This window comes from Polaromonas sp. YR568 (assembly GCF_943369415.1).
In the GTDB taxonomy this organism is placed as follows: Bacteria; Pseudomonadota; Gammaproteobacteria; order Burkholderiales; family Burkholderiaceae_C; genus Polaromonas.
This window is the reverse complement of record NZ_CALRNF020000025.1, coordinates 1-17605: the sequence shown is the minus strand read 5'-3', so window position 1 is coordinate 17605 and position 17605 is coordinate 1. Positions and strand designations below refer to the sequence as shown.

General features: G+C 65.3%; 10 protein-coding genes. 6 read left to right on the top strand and 4 right to left on the bottom strand.

Features of this window, described 5'->3' with window-relative positions:
- The first annotated feature begins 92 nt into the window (after positions 1 to 92).
- Positions 93 to 2606 carry a penicillin acylase family protein gene (locus tag ACLV74_RS16020; protein ID WP_411880393.1) on the top strand — a complete coding sequence of 838 codons (2514 nt, stop codon included), beginning with the start codon at positions 93 to 95 and terminating at the stop codon, positions 2604 to 2606.
- 17 nt (positions 2607 to 2623) lie between these two features.
- Here the strand turns inward: ACLV74_RS16020 and ACLV74_RS16015 are convergent, their stop codons facing one another.
- Together ACLV74_RS16015 and ACLV74_RS16010 are read right to left on the bottom strand one after the other, a co-directional pair.
- A complete protein-coding gene (locus ACLV74_RS16015; protein ID WP_411880392.1) occupies positions 2624 to 4798 on the bottom strand; it encodes a catalase in 2175 nt (724 codons plus the stop codon).
- 108 nt (positions 4799 to 4906) lie between these two features.
- Positions 4907 to 5176: a hypothetical protein gene (locus ACLV74_RS16010; RefSeq protein WP_411880391.1), complete on the bottom strand. Its 270-nt coding sequence runs from the start codon at positions 5174 to 5176 to the stop codon at positions 4907 to 4909.
- A 373-nt stretch (positions 5177 to 5549) separates the two neighbouring features.
- Here ACLV74_RS16010 and ACLV74_RS16005 point away from each other — a divergent pair, with 373 nt between their 5' ends.
- From ACLV74_RS16005 to ACLV74_RS15995, 3 genes are read left to right on the top strand one after another with little or no spacing between them, the layout of a single operon-like run.
- A complete protein-coding gene (locus ACLV74_RS16005) occupies positions 5550 to 5981 on the top strand; it encodes a response regulator transcription factor (RefSeq protein ID WP_411880390.1) in 432 nt (143 codons plus the stop codon).
- Positions 5982 to 6005: 24 nt separating this feature from the next.
- Positions 6006 to 6383 carry a hypothetical protein gene (locus ACLV74_RS16000; protein WP_411880389.1) on the top strand — a complete coding sequence of 126 codons (378 nt, stop codon included), beginning with the start codon at positions 6006 to 6008 and terminating at the stop codon, positions 6381 to 6383.
- A 25-nt stretch (positions 6384 to 6408) separates the two neighbouring features.
- A complete protein-coding gene (locus ACLV74_RS15995) occupies positions 6409 to 6627 on the top strand; it encodes a hypothetical protein (protein WP_411880388.1) in 219 nt (72 codons plus the stop codon).
- Between the two features lie 9 nt (positions 6628 to 6636).
- Here the strand turns inward: ACLV74_RS15995 and ACLV74_RS15990 are convergent, their stop codons facing one another.
- Together ACLV74_RS15990 and ACLV74_RS15985 are read right to left on the bottom strand one after the other, a co-directional pair.
- Positions 6637 to 7548 (bottom strand): hypothetical protein, encoded by a 912-nt coding sequence (locus ACLV74_RS15990; protein ID WP_411880387.1) that lies wholly within the window; start codon positions 7546 to 7548, stop codon positions 6637 to 6639.
- 111 nt (positions 7549 to 7659) lie between these two features.
- On the bottom strand, positions 7660 to 8418 hold the full coding sequence (locus ACLV74_RS15985) for a hypothetical protein (protein ID WP_411880386.1): 759 nt from the start codon (positions 8416 to 8418) through the stop codon (positions 7660 to 7662).
- Positions 8419 to 8685: 267 nt separating this feature from the next.
- On the opposite strand from ACLV74_RS15985, the gene ACLV74_RS15980 reads away from it, so the two are divergent.
- Both ACLV74_RS15980 and ACLV74_RS15975 read left to right on the top strand, forming a co-directional pair.
- On the top strand, positions 8686 to 14718 hold the full coding sequence (locus tag ACLV74_RS15980; protein WP_411880385.1) for a HAMP domain-containing protein: 6033 nt from the start codon (positions 8686 to 8688) through the stop codon (positions 14716 to 14718).
- A complete protein-coding gene (locus tag ACLV74_RS15975; RefSeq protein ID WP_411880384.1) occupies positions 14715 to 16877 on the top strand; it encodes a response regulator in 2163 nt (720 codons plus the stop codon). Before ACLV74_RS15980 ends, ACLV74_RS15975 begins: the two co-directional genes overlap by 4 nt.
- Positions 16878 to 17605: the final 728 nt, after the last annotated feature.

Below are 17605 nucleotides of genomic sequence, written 5' to 3'. Positions count from 1 at the left end.
GGCCATCCTTCCTGCTTCAGGATTTCAGGCGGCCCGCCTCGTAATTCGCCCTCCGCCGTTGATCTGTCCGGCCACCTATTGGGAGCGTGATCTTGATCTGGTTCAAACGGGTTTTGCTTGGCTTTGCCGTGTTGCTGCTGATCGCCGCGGCGGCGGGGGGCGTCTATATCTACCGCGCCAGCCCGGCGCTGGACGGTGAACTGCGGGCTGCGGGCCTGCTGGGCCCCGTGACCGTGGCGCGCGACCCCGCCGACGTCACCCACATCAAGGCCCAGTCGCCGCGCGACGCCTGGTTCGCCCTCGGCTATGTCCATGCGCAGGAGCGCGGCTGGCAGCTCGAATTCAACCGGCGCGTCATGCACGGCGAACTCTCCGAAGTGTTCGGCCCCGCCACGCTGGAGACCGACAAGCTGCTGCGCACCCTGGGCGTGGTGCGCGCCGCGGAACGCCAATGGCTAACCCTGCCCGCCGAGGGGCGCGACGCCATGCAGGCCTACAGCGAGGGCATCAGCGCTTTTTACGCCGGCTCGCCGCAGGCGCTGCAGCCCGAGTTCCATATCGTGGGCGCCAGGCCCGGCGGCGCCTCGGGTGTCGCTTGGTCGCCCGTCGACAGCCTGGCATGGTCGCTGATGATGGCGCTGGACCTGGGCGGCAACTGGGGCACGGAGTTCGCACGCCTGTCCGCCGCGCGGGTGCTCAAGACCGGCGAGCTCTGGCAGTTGTTTCCGCCGTATCCCGGCGAGCAGCCGGCGTCAAGCGTCGATTTCGCGAAGCTCTATGCCGGGCTCGGCGTGTACCGCGCTGACCTTCCCGGCGCCCCGCAAAAAGTCTCCGGCAGGCCCGCCGCCTCCACGGCCCTCGCCATGGCCGAAGGCATCAACGACTGGGCCGCGTCGCTCGGCCAGGTCGACGGCAAGGGCTCCAACAACTGGGTGGTCGCGGGCGCGCACAGCGCCAGCGGCAAGCCCTTGCTGGCCAACGACCCGCACCTTGGGCTGTCGGCGCCGGCCATCTGGTACTTCGCGCGCCTGCAGGCCCCCGCTGCCGGCAGCGCAGCCGGGCTCGACGTCATAGGTGCGACCTTGCCCGGCCTGCCGTTTGTGGTCATGGGCCGCACCGCGAAGGCGGCCTGGGGATTCACCAACACCGCCCCCGACGTGCAGGACCTGTACCTGGAGCAGATCAACCCGGCCAACCCGCGGCAGTACCGGGTGCCGTCCACCGATACTTCCAAGGCCGAGGCCTGGGCCGACTTCGCCAACCGCCTGGAAATCATCCGGGTCAAGGGCCAGCCGGATTTTCTGCTGGACGTGCGCGAAAGCCGCCACGGCCCCGTGCTCAGCGACGCCCAGAAATCCCACGGCGAACTGATCGACACCCGCAAATACGTGATCGCGCTGCGCTGGAGCGCGCTGGACGCCGACAACCAGACCGTGCTGGCCGGGCTGCGCGCCAACCGGGCCCAGTCTGCCGATGAAATGGTCGCCGCCTTTGCCGCCTACCACTCGCCCATGCAAAACGTCGTCACGGCCGACGTGGACGGCGGTGTGGCTTTCAAGGCCGTCGGCAAGGTGCCGCTGCGCAAGCCCGGCAACGACATCCGCGGCATCGCGCCCTCGCCGGGATGGGAAGATCGCTACGACTGGGACGGCTGGCTGCCTTACGCGCAAACTCCGGAAGCCGGCCGTGCCGCCATCGAGGCCAAGGGCTGGTGGTCCACCGCCAACCAGCGCATCACGCCGCCCGCTTACCCTTTCTTCATGGGCCAGGACTGGACCGTGCCTTACCGCTACGAGCGCATCGAGCAACTGCTGGCCGCCACGCCCAAACACGACGCGGCCTCCATGCAAAAAATCCAGGCCGACCAGATGTCGCCCGCCACCGTGAAGCTGCTGCCTTTCCTGCAGAAAACGCTGGCGCAGCCGGTGAACCATCCGCTGGCCGAGGCAGTGCGCAAAACCATGGCCGGGTTTGACGGCAGCATGCGCGCCGAGCAGGCCGCGCCGCTGGTGTTCGCCGCCTGGGCGGACGAACTCACGCGCGGCATCGTGGGCGGCAAGCTCGGCGAGGCGGTGTTCAGGCCGCTTTACGGCAAGCGCCATTTCAGGGGCACGCTGGAAGACGTGCTGGAGCGCCAGGATGCCAACTGGTGCGGCGCGGCCGGCTGCGAAGCGCAATCCGCCGCGGCGCTGGTCCGCGCGCTGGACCGCCTGCAGGCCGACTACGGCGCCGACGTGGGCGGCTGGGCCTGGGGCAGGGCGCACGTGGCGCTGTCGGCGCACAAGCCTTTCGGCAACGTGTCCTGGCTGGCGCCGTGGTTCGACGTGCGTGTGCCCACGGGCGGCGATACCTTCACCATCAACGTGGGCCAGTACTGGGCGACCGGCGACGCCACGCCCTTCGCCAACCGGCAGGCCGCGTCATTGCGCGCGGTGTACGACATGGCCGATCCGGAAAACTCCCGCTTTATCTACCAGACAGGGCAAAGCGGCCTGGTGTTTTCAGGCCGCTACCGCGACATGCGGGACAGCTGGGCGGCCGTGCAATACCGGCCCTTGCAGATGAACCCGCCGGCCTTCGCGCACCAGCTCACGCTGCGCCCGTAAGAGGCGCTTGACGGGTCTTACGCCGGAATGGCGTCGACGTTGAGCCGGTCCCAGTGGCGGTGCAGGGCGATGGCCGCGAGGAAGTCCTGCGACACCTGCCCGTCCGTCACCTTGCGCGCATCGGCAATCAGCACGCCCGGCGTCGGCACGCCGACCTGTTCCAGGTCTTTGCCCAGGCTGAAACCCAGGGTGCTCAGCAACTGCGCACCGTCGTTCACCGCGCAAATGGTCTTGCAATGCTTGTAGGCTTCCAGCACAAAGTGGACCGCCTCGCCCATGCTGCCCAGGGTGGCAACGCTCTCGCTGCCGCCGGGAATCAGCACCGCGTCGAACATCACCGAGGGCGCGTTGGTGAAGGTGTGGTCCACCGCCAGCTGCCGGCCCGATGAGGTGCTCACCGTGCCGAGGTGCGGCGCGACCAGCTTGCACTGTGCGCCTGCGTCCGTCAGGTCCTGCTGCAGGCGCTTGAGCGCGGCGGCTTCCACGCCGTCGGCCACCAGGATGGCCACCTTGCGCGTCCTGGCGCTGCCGCCGGGGCGGCCCACCATGCGCAGGGCCGGGTCTTCCTCCACCTTGCTGGTGATGCGGTAATCGCGAAAACCCAGCCGGCCGGCCGCGGCCTTGGGATCCGGCGGCTTGATGCCCAGCGGCGCGGCCACGCGCGCGGCCAGTTTCAGGTCCACGTGGGCCAGGTTGTCCACCATGCGCTGGCGGATTTCCGGCACATCAACTTTGGACAGCTCAAAGCGGAAGGCCGCCACGATGTGGTCTTTTTCCGGCACGCTCTGGCTGTTCCAGAACAGCGCGGCCTGGGAAAAGTGGTCGTCGAAAGAAGGGCTGCGCCGGCGGATTTTCGGCGGCTCCAGTTGCTCCGGATAGGACTGGAAGCCCTGCGCGCCGCCGTCCACCCTGAACTCGGTGCCGTTGCCCAGCGTGTTCGGTTCGTAGGCGACGCGGCCCTTGGGGATGGTCTGGCGGTGCATGCCGTCGCGCTGGAAGTTGTGCATGGGGCAGACGGCCCGGTTGATCGGGATCTCGTGGAAGTTGGCGCCGCCCAGGCGCGACAGCTGCGTGTCGGTGTACGAGAACAGCCGCCCCTGCAGCAGCGGGTCGTTGGAAAAATCGATGCCCGGCACCAGGTGCCCGGGGTGGAAGGCCACCTGCTCGGTCTCGGCGAAGAAGTTGTCCGGGTTGCGGTTGAGCACCATCTTGCCGATGATCTGCACCGGCACCTGCTCTTCCGGGATCAGCTTGGTCGGGTCCAGGATGTCAAAGCCCAGCTCGCCTTCCTTGCCCTCGTCGACGATCTGCACACCGAGCTCCCATTCCGGGAAGTTGCCGCTTTCAATCGCTTCCCACAGGTCGCGCCTGTGGAAGTCGGCATCCTTGCCGGCGATCTTCTGCGCCTCGTCCCAGGCCAGGCCGTGCACGCCCAGCTTGGGCTTCCAGTGGAACTTCACAAAAAAGGATTCGCCGCGCGCATTGATGAAGCGAAAGGCGTGGACGCCGAATCCTTCCATCATGCGATAGCTGCGCGGCACGGCGCGGTCCGACATGGCCCACATCAGCATATGGGTGGACTCGGGCATCAGCGAGGCGAAGTCCCAGAAGGTGTCGTGGGCGCTGGCCGCCTGCGGCATTTCGTTATGGGGTTCGGGCTTGACCGCGTGGATCAGGTCCGGGAACTTGATGGCGTCCTGGATGAAGAACACGGGGATGTTGTTGCCCACCAGGTCGTAGTTGCCTTCGGCGGTGTAGAACTTCACGGCGAAGCCGCGCACGTCGCGCACCGTGTCGGCCGAGCCGCGCGAGCCGGCCACGGTGGAAAAGCGCACAAAGACCGGCGTTTCCACATCCGGGTCCTGCAAAAAGCCGGCGCTGGTGTACTGCACCATGGACTTGTAGGGCTTGAAATAACCGTGCGCGCCCGCGCCCCGCGCGTGCACCGCGCGCTCGGGAATGCGTTCGTGGTCGAAGTGGGTGATCTTTTCGCGGAGGATGAAATCCTCCAGCAAGGTCGGGCCGCGCACGCCGGCCTTCAGCGAGTTGTGGTTGTCCGGGATTTGCAGTCCCTGGTTCGTCGTCAGCACCGGGGCTGCGCCCGCGGTAAAGGCCTCCAGCTGCGTCTTCTTGTCTTTGGCTCCGTCCGTGCTTCGGTTGGGGCTGGCCGTGGTGCGCTTGGAGAGCGGCATGAAAAATCCTTGTGTAGAAAAAGGGCTCCGCTTGAGGCCTGGGTCTGCAAGCGGAGACGGAACGTAAGCGGTGAAACCTCAGGACGCGCGGCGGCGCCGGGTGGCGATTCAGTTGTCGAGCAGGCCTTCCAGCACCTTGACGGAAGCCAGCAGGCCCAGCGCGGCGACCGTGCCGGCCAGGCACCAGGCCATGAATTCCTGCAGCATGACGGCGATCGGGTCCGGCAGTGCCATGGACACCAGGAACAGCCCCGCCGCGCAGACGAGCACGGTCAGGAACACATGCAGGAGATCGAGATCCCGCGGGCTTGCGTTGACGCGCCAGGCGGTCAGCAGCCCCGCAGCCATGCTGGTCAAAAGTGCGGCCATCAGCTTCATGGTGTTCCCCGTGGTCCTGTGGTTGGGTGAATTGATCGGTGATCGTCAAAAGGGTGAACAGACGATAAGGTCCGCCCGCCGCGCAAGTGGTAGCCCTAGGCCTGCGGCCCGCGTAAGGCCTTTCTCCTCTTCGCGTAAGACACCGCTTACCGCGGCGCCCAGTGCTGATGACCCGCGATGAACCGCTGCGGATGGACCGGTGTGTTGCGGTGTTTAGCGCGGTAACAAAATGGCGCCGCAGGCTGGCCTTCTCCTACAAGGGCTTGCTGGTCCCTCCGGCACCGGAGCAAGCACGCCTGGACTAAATTGGAGGCATGACGAACGGCAACCCCTACCCACCTCACACGCTTGCAATGCGGATTGGTATCTCCCGATGACAAAAATGCGAACTTACGTCGTGGAAGACAACCTGACCATCCGCGACAACCTGATCAGCACCCTGGAAGAACTGGCGCCCGTGGAGGCTGTCGGCAGCGCCGAAACCGAGGCGGAGAGCGCCGAATGGCTGACGCACCACCCGGCCCAGTGGGACCTGGCCATCGTGGACCTGTTTCTCAAAAAAGGCAGCGGCCTGGGTGTGCTGCAGGCCTGCCGGCAGCGCAAGCCGCGCCAGAAAATCGTGGTGTTCAGCAACTACGCCACAAATGAAATGCGAACGCGCTGCGCCGAACTCGGTGTGGATGCCGTCTTTGACAAATCCACCGAAATCGACTGCCTGCTGGCCTACTGCGTCACCCAGAGCCGCAAGCTCGAAAAGGCGGTCGATACGGCGGCCAATGACGATTCCATGCGCCAGCCTGCCTGAAGCCACAACCGGAGAACTCACGCCATGAACATGCCAACGCTCTCACCCGCAACGCCGGCCGCCACCGAACTGCCGCCCGTCAATCTCGCGCCCCGGCGGCTGACGGATGATGTGTTCCAGACTGCGGAAGAAGCCGTGCTTGCCGAGGGGCAGGTTGATCCTTTCGCGGACACTTTGCCGCCTATGTCAGCCCGCGAAGCGGAGCTTGCGATGCGCCGGCCGTTTTCCCTGGCCAAAGCCATCCAGTCACATGTCGCGGCCCGGCCATGCCAATCAGCCTTGCTGGCCGCTGCGGCGGGCGCCCTGGCTGCCATCGTGCTTCGTTCACAGCTGCGCGGCCGCATGCCGGCCGTGCGTCCGTCGTGGTTGCGATCGAAGCAGGCCCAGCGCCTTGATCGTTGAGCCGCCTGTATTCAAGGACTTATCCATGCAACTTCATGTCCCCGTTCCCCAGCCGAGTCCAGGCGCACCCGGCACCTATATTCCCAACGAGGTGCCACCGCTGATTGTTCCGCCCGGCCCGGGCACGCCGCCCGAGGTCACTGATCCGCCGCCCCCCGAACCCACGCTGCCAATTCGCGAACCGGCCACCAATGTGCCGCCCCAGGCTGTGCTGACCAGGGCGGCAAGAACCTCGGATTTCTAAAGCTGCGGTTCAGGATCCCTGCTGCCGCTGGTATTCGGCACGCTTCATGGTCAGGTAGCTTTCCTTATCCACTTCATGCAGCTGGCGGGCGTACTGCTCGGTCGCGTCGAACCAGTGCTGCAGGCGCGCCTCCAGTTGCTGCGCCGGCGGCTTGTCCAGTGATGCCAGGTAGGCCTCTATGGCCAGGTAGTAACGCATGGTGTTGCGCTCCACCGTGCCGCGCATGCCGTCCACATAGCCGGCCGTGGCGCCGCTCTGCACCCGCGTGAAGCCGACCTTGCCGCTGCCGGCCGTGGCCAGGTAGCCTTGCATGGCCAGGCGGCTGGCGACGCCGTACCCGTAGGAATAGCGCAGGTGCATAAACGTCTTGCCGCCTGGAAGCGGCACCGCCTGCAGCTCGATACGGTAATCCTTGGTGCCCAGCGGGCCCTTGTCCGACCTCAGGTTCGCGGCCAGGTAATCGGGTGAGTTCGCCGCCAGCTGGTACTTGAACTGCAGCGCAAAAGCATCCGCCAGTTCCTGTTCGGTTTTCTTTCCGATGTTCATGTTCAGCGTGCTCGGGCTCTCGTTCGTGCTTGCGCGGCAGTACTTGGTGTTGAGGTGCAGGATCAGCATCTCGCACCAGCGGTTGGGGCTTTTGAAGGCCTCGCTGACGGTGGCGAACGGCGAATTCAGCACGGCGTAGGCACTGCCGGTCACCGCGTTGGCGCCGTCGGTGGACTCCAGGAACAGCGGCCTGCGGTAAACATTTTGCGCAAGCTGGCCGGCCAGCGCCGCGTGTTTTCCCAGCAGGGCCGGCGCTCCGGATTCGGCGCTGGCAGAAGGGGTCGGCTGTGTTTGCGCGCTGGCAGGCAAGGGGGCGGCGCAAACGGCCAGCCCGCAAATCAAAACAAGGCGTTGGAAACGTGGGAAAGAGCTCATTGCCCCAGTGTGCCAGCGCCCATGAAGCCTTTGACGCATATGCTCCCTCGTCCTACATGTGATCGCCGCAAGCGTGAAGCGCAAAGCGGGCAGTTGAAAGAGCGCGCCGGTTCAGGCTTGCGCCGTCTCCGCGAGCGTGTGTGAATCCGCGCCGGCGGAGGCTTCAAATTGCAGGGTCAACCGGGTGCCCGAGCGCGCCAGGCGCGCGGATTCCTGCACGGCCAGGGCTTGCAGGTCGCGCCACTCCAGCGGTCGGTAAGCCTGTTTTTCGGGTGCCCGCGCGGATGCGGGAGCGTCGGGTGCCTTCAGCTCCAGATGGAGCGACAGCACGCCTTGCGCGAATTCGGACTCCAGCAACACGGTGCCGGGCACGGCCGCCTCGTCGGTCAGCACGATCAGCGCGGCGGTCAGCACATTGCGCAGCGCCGATTGCGGCACTTGCGCATCGGTGTGGCCGGTGTTGTCGGTCACGGAAAAACCCCTGAACGAGAGCTGCGTCACCACCATGCCCAGGCACTCCGCTATGCCCGCATCGGCCTTGATCGGACGGTTCTCCTTGGGCGCGAGCCAGCCCAGCAGGTCGACACAGGAAGCGGCGGCCTCTTTGGACAGCGCCACGATGTCGCGCGCGTTTTTCAGCAGCACTTCCGGGTCGGCGTCCGTTTTTTGCAGTCGCCGCTCCAGCATCGCGGCCACCATGGCAATCGGCTGCAGTGTCCCCGCCATGTTGTGGCGTATCACCGGGGCCAGGCGCCGCAGCAGCGCGTAGTGCGCCGCTTCCGCTTCGCACCTTTGCAGTCCTGTTGCCTGTTCCGCGGGGTTGCTGGATTGAATGCTCATGGTGGTGCTGTTGTCGCTGAAAGATTTCATGAAAACTGCAGGCCGGCTGCAGGACCAGGGCCTTGTCCAGCACACATATTTGCTGCGATATTTTCAAGGCGTAACTTAAAAATATACCGCTTTTGCAAGGCGATTCTTGTAAGCCGATACCTACAGTTTGCCGGCTGTGACGGGCGCGCCGCACATTGGCATTTTCATTGGGGAAATAGTAGGTGAATTGGTTGTCATCCGGAATGTTCGCGAGTAATCTCGGCACCCGTTTCTACAAAAAGTTACCTTCAATACAGGATGCATGACATGGAGGCATTAGCCAAACTGTCGGTGGTGGAGCGCGACACCGAACTGAAGTCGATTCTCAAATCCTTGAGTGCGCTCAGGCGGGGTGAGCCCGGGGTGACATTGCCCACGGAGTGGGAAGGCGTCTATGGAAAGATTGCCGCCGAATTCAACCAGCTCTCGGCCATGACGGCGGCGACCAGCAACCGCTGCAAGGGACTGGCGTCGAAGTCCCGCGGCTCAGCCCGCGCCGGCCGGCGCCTGCCGGAAGAAAAGCTGTCGGGCTTCTGGCTCGAAAACGCCGTTGCCATCAATACAGTACTCGATGAAGCCGATGCGGCGGCCGAACATACCAAAGTGGTGCTGACCGCATTGACCGACCTCAAAAAAGGCGACGTGCGCGCGTCCCTGCCCCAGGACTGGACCGGCGTGCCCGGCAAGGTTGCCGATGCGTTCAACGACGTGGTTTCCGAAAACGTCCGCATGGCCCGCGAACTCGAACGCCTGAGCCGCGTGGTCGGGAAGGAAGGCCGGCTCAAGGAGCGCGCCTTTGTGCCCGACGCCAGCGGTTTCTGGCGCGACTCCGCCGAGTGCATCAACTCGCTGATCGCCGACCTGGTGCATCCGACCAGCGAGGTGGCGCGCGTGATCGGCGCCGTGGCCCAGGGCGATTTGTCCAAGAGCATGGCGCTGGAGGCAGAAGGCAAGGCGCTTGAGGGCGAGTTCCTGCGCACGGCCATGATCATCAACAAGATGGTGGAGCAGCTGGGCACCTTCTCGGCCGAGGTGACGCGTGTGGCGCGCGAAGTGGGCACCGAAGGCAAGCTGGGCGGCCAGGCCGACGTGCAGGGCGTGGCCGGCACCTGGAAGGACTTGACGGATTCGGTCAACTCCATGGGCTCCAACCTCACGGCGCAGGTGCGAAACATTGCCGAGGTGACGACGGCCGTGGCGGCCGGTGACCTGTCCAAAAAGATCACGGTGGACGTCAAGGGCGAAATCCTGGAACTGAAAAACACCATCAACACCATGGTGGACCAGTTGCGATCCTTTGCCTCTGAAGTGACGCGCGTGGCGCGCGAAGTGGGTACCGAAGGAAAGCTGGGCGGCCAGGCCGACGTGCAGGGCGTGGCCGGCACGTGGAAGGACTTGACCGACAACGTGAACTTCATGGCCGGTAATTTGACGTCCCAGGTGCGCAACATCGCCGACGTGACCAAGGCCGTCGCGGCGGGCGACCTCTCCAAGAAGATCACGGTGGACGTGAAGGGCGAAATCCTGGAACTCAAGAACACCATCAACACCATGGTGGACCAGCTTTCCTCGTTCGCGTCTGAAGTCACGCGGGTGGCGCGAGAGGTGGGCACCGAGGGCAAGCTGGGCGGCCAGGCCGACGTGCAGGGCGTGGCCGGCACCTGGAAGGACTTGACCGACTCGGTCAACTCCATGGGCTCCAACCTGACCGGCCAGGTGCGCAACATCGCCGAGGTGACGACGGCCGTGGCCGCCGGTGACCTCTCCAAGAAAATCACGGTGGACGTGAAGGGCGAGATTCTCGAACTCAAGAACACCATCAACACCATGGTGGACCAGCTTTCCTCCTTCGCCTCTGAAGTGACGCGGGTGGCGCGCGAAGTGGGCACCGAAGGCAAGCTGGGCGGCCAGGCCGACGTGCAAGGCGTGGCCGGCACCTGGAAGGACTTGACCGACTCGGTCAACTCCATGGGCTCCAATTTGACCGGCCAGGTGCGCAACATCGCCGAGGTGACCAAGGCCGTGGCGGCCGGCGACTTGTCCAAGAAGATCACGGTGGACGTGAAAGGCGAAATCCTGGAACTCAAGGCCACCATCAACACCATGGTGGACCAGCTGCGATCGTTTGCCTCTGAAGTGACGCGCGTGGCGCGCGAGGTGGGCACCGAAGGCAAGCTGGGCGGCCAGGCCGACGTGCAGGGCGTGGCCGGCACCTGGAAGGACTTGACCGACTCGGTCAACTCCATGGGCTCCAACCTGACGGCGCAGGTGCGCAACATCGCCGAGGTGACGACGGCCGTGGCGGCCGGTGACCTGTCCAAAAAGATCACGGTGGACGTGAAGGGCGAAATCCTGGAACTCAAGAACACCATCAACACCATGGTGGACCAGCTGCGGTCCTTTGCCTCTGAAGTGACGCGTGTGGCGCGCGAAGTGGGTACCGAAGGAAAGCTGGGCGGCCAGGCCGACGTGCAGGGCGTGGCAGGGACCTGGAAGGACTTGACCGACTCGGTCAACTCCATGGGTTCCAACCTGACGGCACAGGTGCGCAATATTGCCGAGGTGACGACGGCAGTGGCGGCCGGTGACCTCTCCAAGAAGATCACGGTGGACGTGAAGGGCGAAATCCTGGAACTCAAGAACACCATCAACACCATGGTGGACCAGCTGCGATCCTTTGCGTCGGAAGTGACGCGTGTGGCCCGCGAAGTGGGCACCGAAGGCAAGCTGGGCGGCCAGGCCGACGTGCAGGGCGTGGCCGGCACGTGGAAAGATTTGACCGACAACGTGAACTTCATGGCCGGCAATTTGACGTCCCAGGTGCGAAACATCGCCGACGTGACCAAGGCCGTGGCGGCAGGCGACCTCTCCAAGAAGATCACGGTGGACGTGAAGGGCGAGATCCTGGAACTCAAGGCCACCATCAACACCATGGTGGACCAGCTGCGATCGTTCGCGTCTGAAGTGACGCGGGTGGCGCGCGAAGTGGGCACCGAAGGCAAGCTGGGCGGCCAGGCCGACGTGCAGGGCGTGGCCGGCACCTGGAAGGACTTGACCGACAACGTGAACTTCATGGCCGGCAATTTGACCAGCCAGGTGCGCGGCATTGCGCGCGTGGTAACGGCCGTGGCCAACGGCGACCTGGAGCGCAAACTGACCGTGGAAGCCAAGGGCGAGATCGCCGCGCTGGCCGACACCATCAACGGCATGACCGACACGCTGGCCACCTTCGCCGACCAGGTGACCTCGGTGGCGCGTGAAGTGGGGGTGGAAGGCAAGCTGGGCGGCCAGGCCAAGGTGCCGGGCGCAGCCGGCACCTGGAAGGGCCTGACCGAAAACGTCAACCAGCTGGCCGCCAATTTGACGACCCAGGTGCGCGCCATCGCCGAGGTGGCGACGGCCGTGACGCAGGGCGACTTGACGCGCTCCATCACGGTGGAAGCGCTGGGCGAGGTGGCCGCGCTGAAAGACACGATCAATGAAATGATCCGCAACCTCAAGGACACGACCCAGGTCAACACCGAGCAGGACTGGCTCAAGACCAACCTGGCCAAGTTCAGCCGCATGCTGCAGGGCCAGAAAGACCTGGTGGCCGTGGGCCACCTGATCCTCTCGGAACTGGCCCCGGTGGTGGGTGCCCAGCAGGCCGAGTTCTATGTGCTCAGCTACACCCAGGAAAGGCCGCGCCTGCGCCTCATGGCCAGTTATGCCTCCGAAGGGCAGGGCGCCTACGGCAAGGAAATCGACCTGGGCCAGGGCCTGATAGGCCAGTGCGCTTTCGACAAGCAGAAGATCCTGCTGACGTCCTCGCTGCCGCAGGGCCTGAAGATTTCATCGGGCCTCACCGAAGTCGCGCCCATGGACATCCTGGTGCTGCCCATCATTTTTGAAGGCCAGGTCCGGGGCGTGGTCGAGCTCGCCTCGGTCGAACGCTTCAACCCGACGCACCAGGCCTTCCTGGACCAGCTGACGGAAAGTATCGGCATCGTGATCAACACGATCGAAGCCAATATGCGCACCGAAGACCTGTTGACGCAGTCGCAGTCCCTGGCGCAGGAGCTGCAGAGCCGGCAGGAAGAACTGCAGCAGACCAATGAGGAACTGCAGGAAAAAGCCCACCTGCTGGTCCAGCAGAACGACGAGGTGGAACGCAAGAACCAGGAGGTCGAGCAGGCCCGCCAGGCGCTGGAAGAAAAAGCCAAGCAGCTGTCGCTGACCTCCAAGTACAAGTCGGAGTTCCTGGCCAATATGTCGCACGAGCTGCGCACGCCGCTCAACAGCCTCCTGATCCTGTCCGACCAGCTGTGCAAGAACTCCGAAGGCAACCTGACCAGCAAGCAGGTGGAATTTTCCAAGACCATCCACTCGTCGGGCAACGACCTGTTGATGCTGATCAACGACATCCTGGACCTGTCCAAGATCGAGTCCGGCACGGTGGTGGTGGACGTCAACGAGCTGCGCCTGTCCGACCTGCAGCTGTATGTGGAGCGCACCTTCCGCCACGTGGCCGAGGCCAAGAACGTGGACTTCCTGATCAGCACCGGGCTGCAGCTGCCGGTGTCCATGGTGACCGACGTCAAGCGCCTGCAGCAGATCCTCAAGAACCTGCTGTCCAACGCCTTCAAGTTCACGCACCAGGGCCACGTGGCGCTGGCCATCGAGGAGGTCTTCACCGGCTGGAGCCCGGACAACGAGGAACTCAACCGCGCCCAGCAGGTACTGGCGTTTTCCGTCACCGACACCGGCATCGGCATTTCCAGCGACAAGCAGCAGATCATCTTTGAAGCCTTCCAGCAGGCCGACGGCTCCACCTCCCGCAAATACGGCGGCACCGGCCTGGGCCTGGCCATCAGCCGCGAACTCTCGCGCCTGCTGGGCGGCGAGATCCGCCTGTCCAGCGCGCCGGGCGAGGGCAGCAGCTTTGTGCTCTACCTGCCGCTGACCTACTCCTCGCAGCGCGGCGCGCGCAAGCCCGGCGGCAGCGCCGCGGAGCGCATCGAGCCGGGCGCGCCCGTCAGCCGGCTGGGCTTTGAGAAGCCGGAAACCGCCTTTGACGATTCCGCTTCGCCCCTGGACGCCCATTCGCCCGTCGATGAAACCGGCGACGACAGGCACACCATACAGCCCGGCGACTTCGTGCTGCTGATCGTGGAGAACGACCTGGCCTTTGCCAGCTTCCTGCTCGACGCCGCCCGCGCCAAGGGCTTCAAGGGCCTGGTGACCTCGCTGGGCGCCCGCGCGCTCACGCTCGCGGCCGAGTTCAAGCCCTCGGCCATCACGCTGGACATGCACCTGCCGGACATGGAAGGCTGGCGCGTGTTGGATCGCATCAAGCAGGACGCCAGCGTCAGGCACATCCCGGTCTGCGTCATCTCCACCGACGACTCCAAGGAGCGCGCCTACCGCTCGGGCGCCATGGCCTTCATCGAAAAACCGATTCCGTCCAAGGAAGTGCTGGACGGGATGCTGGAGAAGCTGCACCGCTATGTGTCGCGCATGGTGCGGCACGTGCTCGTCGCCCTGAAGGACGAGGCCTTGCGCGGCGAGGTCGCCGGCCTGCTGCAGCACAGCCACGTGCAGTGCCTGTCCGTGGCCTCGCTGGCCGACGTCAAGCCCGGGGACTTCGCCCGCTTTGAATGCGCCGTCACCGACGACCCCTCACTGACGGAAGGCTTCGAGCGCATGCGCGACGCCCTGGCGGCGCGCCCGGCGCTCGGGCCGCTGCCGGTGGTGGTCTGGCGCGAAGGGACCATAGACGCGCAGAACCAGCCCGCCTGGCAGTCGCGCGACGGCTACCAGTTCCGCGAGGCCAGGTCCATGCCCCGCGTGCTGGACCTGGCCATGCATGCGCTGCACCTGAACGAGGCCCGCATGACGGAACGCCAGCGCGCCACCTTGAGGAACCTGCACGACGCCAACAAATCGCTCGCGGGCAAAAGGGTGCTCATCGTCGACGACGACATGCGCAACATCTTCGCCCTGGCCACCGTGCTGGAAGAGGAGGGCATGGACATCGTCTGGGCCGACAACGGCCACGACGCCATCGCCAAGGTCGCCGCCGACCCGCAGCTCAGCGTGGTGCTGATGGACATCATGATGCCGGTGATGGACGGCCTGGTCACCATGCAGGAGATACGCAAGCTGCCGGCCGGCAAGAGCCTGCCCATGATCGCCGTCACCGCCAAGGCCATGAAGGGCGACCGCGAGAAATGCATAGAGGCCGGCGCCTGGGATTACCTGTCCAAGCCCGTCAACACGGAAAACCTGCTGGCCGTGCTGCGCGCCTGGCTTCCGCGGTGAGCGCCGTTCTCATGCCGCAGGAGCCGGCAAACATGCAAGGCCTGGAGCGGGTCAACATCCTGATCGTCGACGACCTGCCCGAAAAGCACGTCGTCATGAGCAGCATCCTGGAGGAGCTCGGGCAAAACCTGGTCAGCGCCCGTTCGGGCCGCGAAGCCCTGCGCCTGATCCTGCAGATGGAGTTCGCCGTCATCCTGCTGGACGTCAACATGCCCGACATCGACGGGCTGGAGACCGCCGGCATGATCCGGCAATACAAGAAGACGGCGCAGACGCCCATCGTCTTCATCACCGCCTATGTCGACGAGGACCAGGCCGCCAAGGGCTATGCCCTGGGCGCGGTGGACTATATTTCCTCGCCCGTCGTGCCCGGCGTGCTGCGCTCCAAGGTCAAGGTCTTCGTCGACCTGCACCGCATGAACCGGCAGCTGCAGCAGCAGGCCGTCGAGCGCGAGGCGCTGGCGCGGTCCGAGACGGCGCGCACGGCCGCCGAAGACGCCACGCGGCGCGCCGCCTACCTGTCGGACGCCAGCCAGCGCCTGTCCATGTCGCTCAACATCGATGCCACCGCCCATGCGCTGGCGGACATCGCCGTGCCAGGCCTGGGCGCCATGGCGGCCGTCGCGCTGCTGGACGGCCACGGCGAGCTGCACTGCCGCTGCCTCAAGATCGCGGGCAGCGCCGACCCCTCCCAGGGCCCGGTATTGCTGGAATGCCACCGCGAGTTGAGCCCGGCCATGGCGGCGGTGGTGCGCGGCACCATGCTCGCGCGCAAGATCGAGTTCCTGCCTTCGGCCGAGCTGTGCGCGGCGCCCGCGGTTTCGTCCGCGCAACAGGCGTGGCCCGAACTGCCCGCCGACCATGATGAGATGGCGGTCTGCCCGCTGGTCGCCGGCGAGCAGATGCTGGGCGCGCTCATCCTGTTCGGCAAGGCCGGCGGCTTTGCGCAGGCCGATGCCGCGCTGGTCAGCGAAGTGGTGGGGCGCGCCTCCATCGCCATGGAAAACGCCAGGCTCTACAGCCTGGTGCAGGAGGCCGACCGCCGCAAGAACGAATTCCTCGCCATGCTGGCGCACGAGCTGCGCAACCCGCTGGCGCCCATCCGCAACGCGGTGCACATCATCCACGGCGCCAGGGTGGCGGACCCGACGGTGGTGTGGGCGCGCGACGTGATCGCCCGCCAGGTGGACCACATGTCCAGGATGGTCGACGACCTGCTGGACGTCTCGCGCATCGTGCGCGGCAAGGTCATGGTCCACATGGCGCCCTTGCTGCTCTCCACGCTGTGCGAGCGCGCCGTCGAGGCCAGCAGCCCCTTGCTGGAGGCGCGCCAGCAACAGTTGACGGTCGACATCCCGGACGAGGCGGTCGTCCTGCAGGGCGACCTGGTGCGCCTGTCGCAGGTGCTCTCCAACCTGCTGAACAACGCCTCCAAGTTCACCGACATGCAGGGAAAGATCACGCTGAGCGCGTCGCTGCACGGCGAGGGCGTGCGCATCGCCGTGGCCGACAGCGGGCAGGGCATAGAAGCCGAATTCCTGCCGCACATTTTTGACCTGTTCGCGCAGGGCGACCAGGCGCTGGACCGCGCGCAGGGCGGCCTGGGCATAGGCCTCACGCTGGTCAAGCACCTGGTGGAACTGCACCAGGGCAAGGTCGAGGCGTACAGCGAAGGGCGCGGCAAGGGAAGCCGCATCCAGCTCTATTTCCCGGCCAGCCTTCCCGCCCAGGGCGCGGCCCTTCCCGCCGCCGATGCGCCCAGGGCCGCCCGGCCCGCGCAGGCGGCCACCCGCAGGATCCTGGTGGTGGACGACCTGGCCGCGTCGGCGGAGACCTTGAAGGTCTTGCTGGAGCTGGAGGGTTATGTCGTCAGCATCGCCCACGACGGCGCGTCGGCCCTGGCGCTGGCGCAGGCCTTCGTGCCCGACGTCGTCGTTCTCGACATCGGCCTGCCGGGCATGGACGGCTTCGAGGTGGCTCGCCAGCTGCGCAGCCGCCCCGAATCCAAAAACGCGGTGCTGGTCGCCCTGACCGGCTACGGCGAGGCGGAGAGCCGCCTGAAGTCGCAGCGCGCGGGTTTTGACCACCATGTCGTCAAGCCTGCCGATATCGACTTTCTGCTGTCTATCGTCAGTCAGCCGCCGGGGGAGGGGCGTTAGCCGGGGCTTGCGCCGGCTTGCGCGCTCTTGCCTTTTGCATAGGCTTGCTGGCCGGGGTCGCCCGGCATGCGACTCACTTTTTTTGCTTCGCCAAAAAAAGTAAGCAAAAAAAGGCGACCCTGGTTGCTGCGTCCCTCCGCTTCGCTGCGGGCAACCTGTGGTGCTCGGTCCAGCCGGGGTCAAAAACAACTCGCTTCGCTCAAACAAGTTTTTGCCCTCATCCGTCTGGACCTCCGCTCCTCGGCGCATCCACAAGGGGCAAATCGGGAGCGGGATCGGGAAACGAAGACAGAAATACCAGGAAGCCAAATACAAACAAGGACACGCCACGGCGTGTCCTTGTGGTTTTCGGTATTCAGGGTTTTGTCTTCGGCTGTTGGCTGTTCGGTCTTCCTTCCCCACCCCTTTTGGATGCGCCGAGGAGCGCAGAGACAAGCGGATCAGGGCTGGCGTTGTCTGAGCCGAAGGCGAGTTTAGCCAGACCCCGCTTGACTCGAGCACCGCAGGTTGCCCGCAGCGAAGCGGAGGGACGCAGCAACCAGGGTCGCCTTTTCTTTTGCTTACTTTTCTTTTGGCGAACGGCGTGTGTCAAGGTAGTTGTCGCCTCGCGTGAACTTATGCCGCGAGTTTTTTCATTCCCACTTGTTCGCGTTCCGGGTTGAGATACACGGCGTCTGCCAGGTGCCAGTTCCTCAGTTGCGCAGACCAGCGTTGAGGATGGCGTTCCT

Excerpts from the sequence above, each read along its gene's own strand:
- ACLV74_RS15980 (WP_411880385.1), top strand. The coding sequence starts at position 8,686 with ATGGAGGCATTAGCCAAACTGTCGGTGGTGGAGCGCGACACCGAACTG.
- ACLV74_RS16005 (WP_411880390.1), top strand. The coding sequence starts at position 5,550 with ATGACAAAAATGCGAACTTACGTCGTGGAAGACAACCTGACCATCCGC.
- ACLV74_RS16000 (WP_411880389.1), top strand. The coding sequence starts at position 6,006 with ATGAACATGCCAACGCTCTCACCCGCAACGCCGGCCGCCACCGAACTG.
- ACLV74_RS16010 (WP_411880391.1), bottom strand. The coding sequence starts at position 5,176 with ATGAAGCTGATGGCCGCACTTTTGACCAGCATGGCTGCGGGGCTGCTG.
- ACLV74_RS15995 (WP_411880388.1), top strand. The coding sequence starts at position 6,409 with ATGCAACTTCATGTCCCCGTTCCCCAGCCGAGTCCAGGCGCACCCGGC.
- ACLV74_RS16015 (WP_411880392.1), bottom strand. The coding sequence starts at position 4,798 with ATGCCGCTCTCCAAGCGCACCACGGCCAGCCCCAACCGAAGCACGGAC.
- ACLV74_RS15985 (WP_411880386.1), bottom strand. The coding sequence starts at position 8,418 with ATGAAATCTTTCAGCGACAACAGCACCACCATGAGCATTCAATCCAGC.
- ACLV74_RS15990 (WP_411880387.1), bottom strand. The coding sequence starts at position 7,548 with ATGAGCTCTTTCCCACGTTTCCAACGCCTTGTTTTGATTTGCGGGCTG.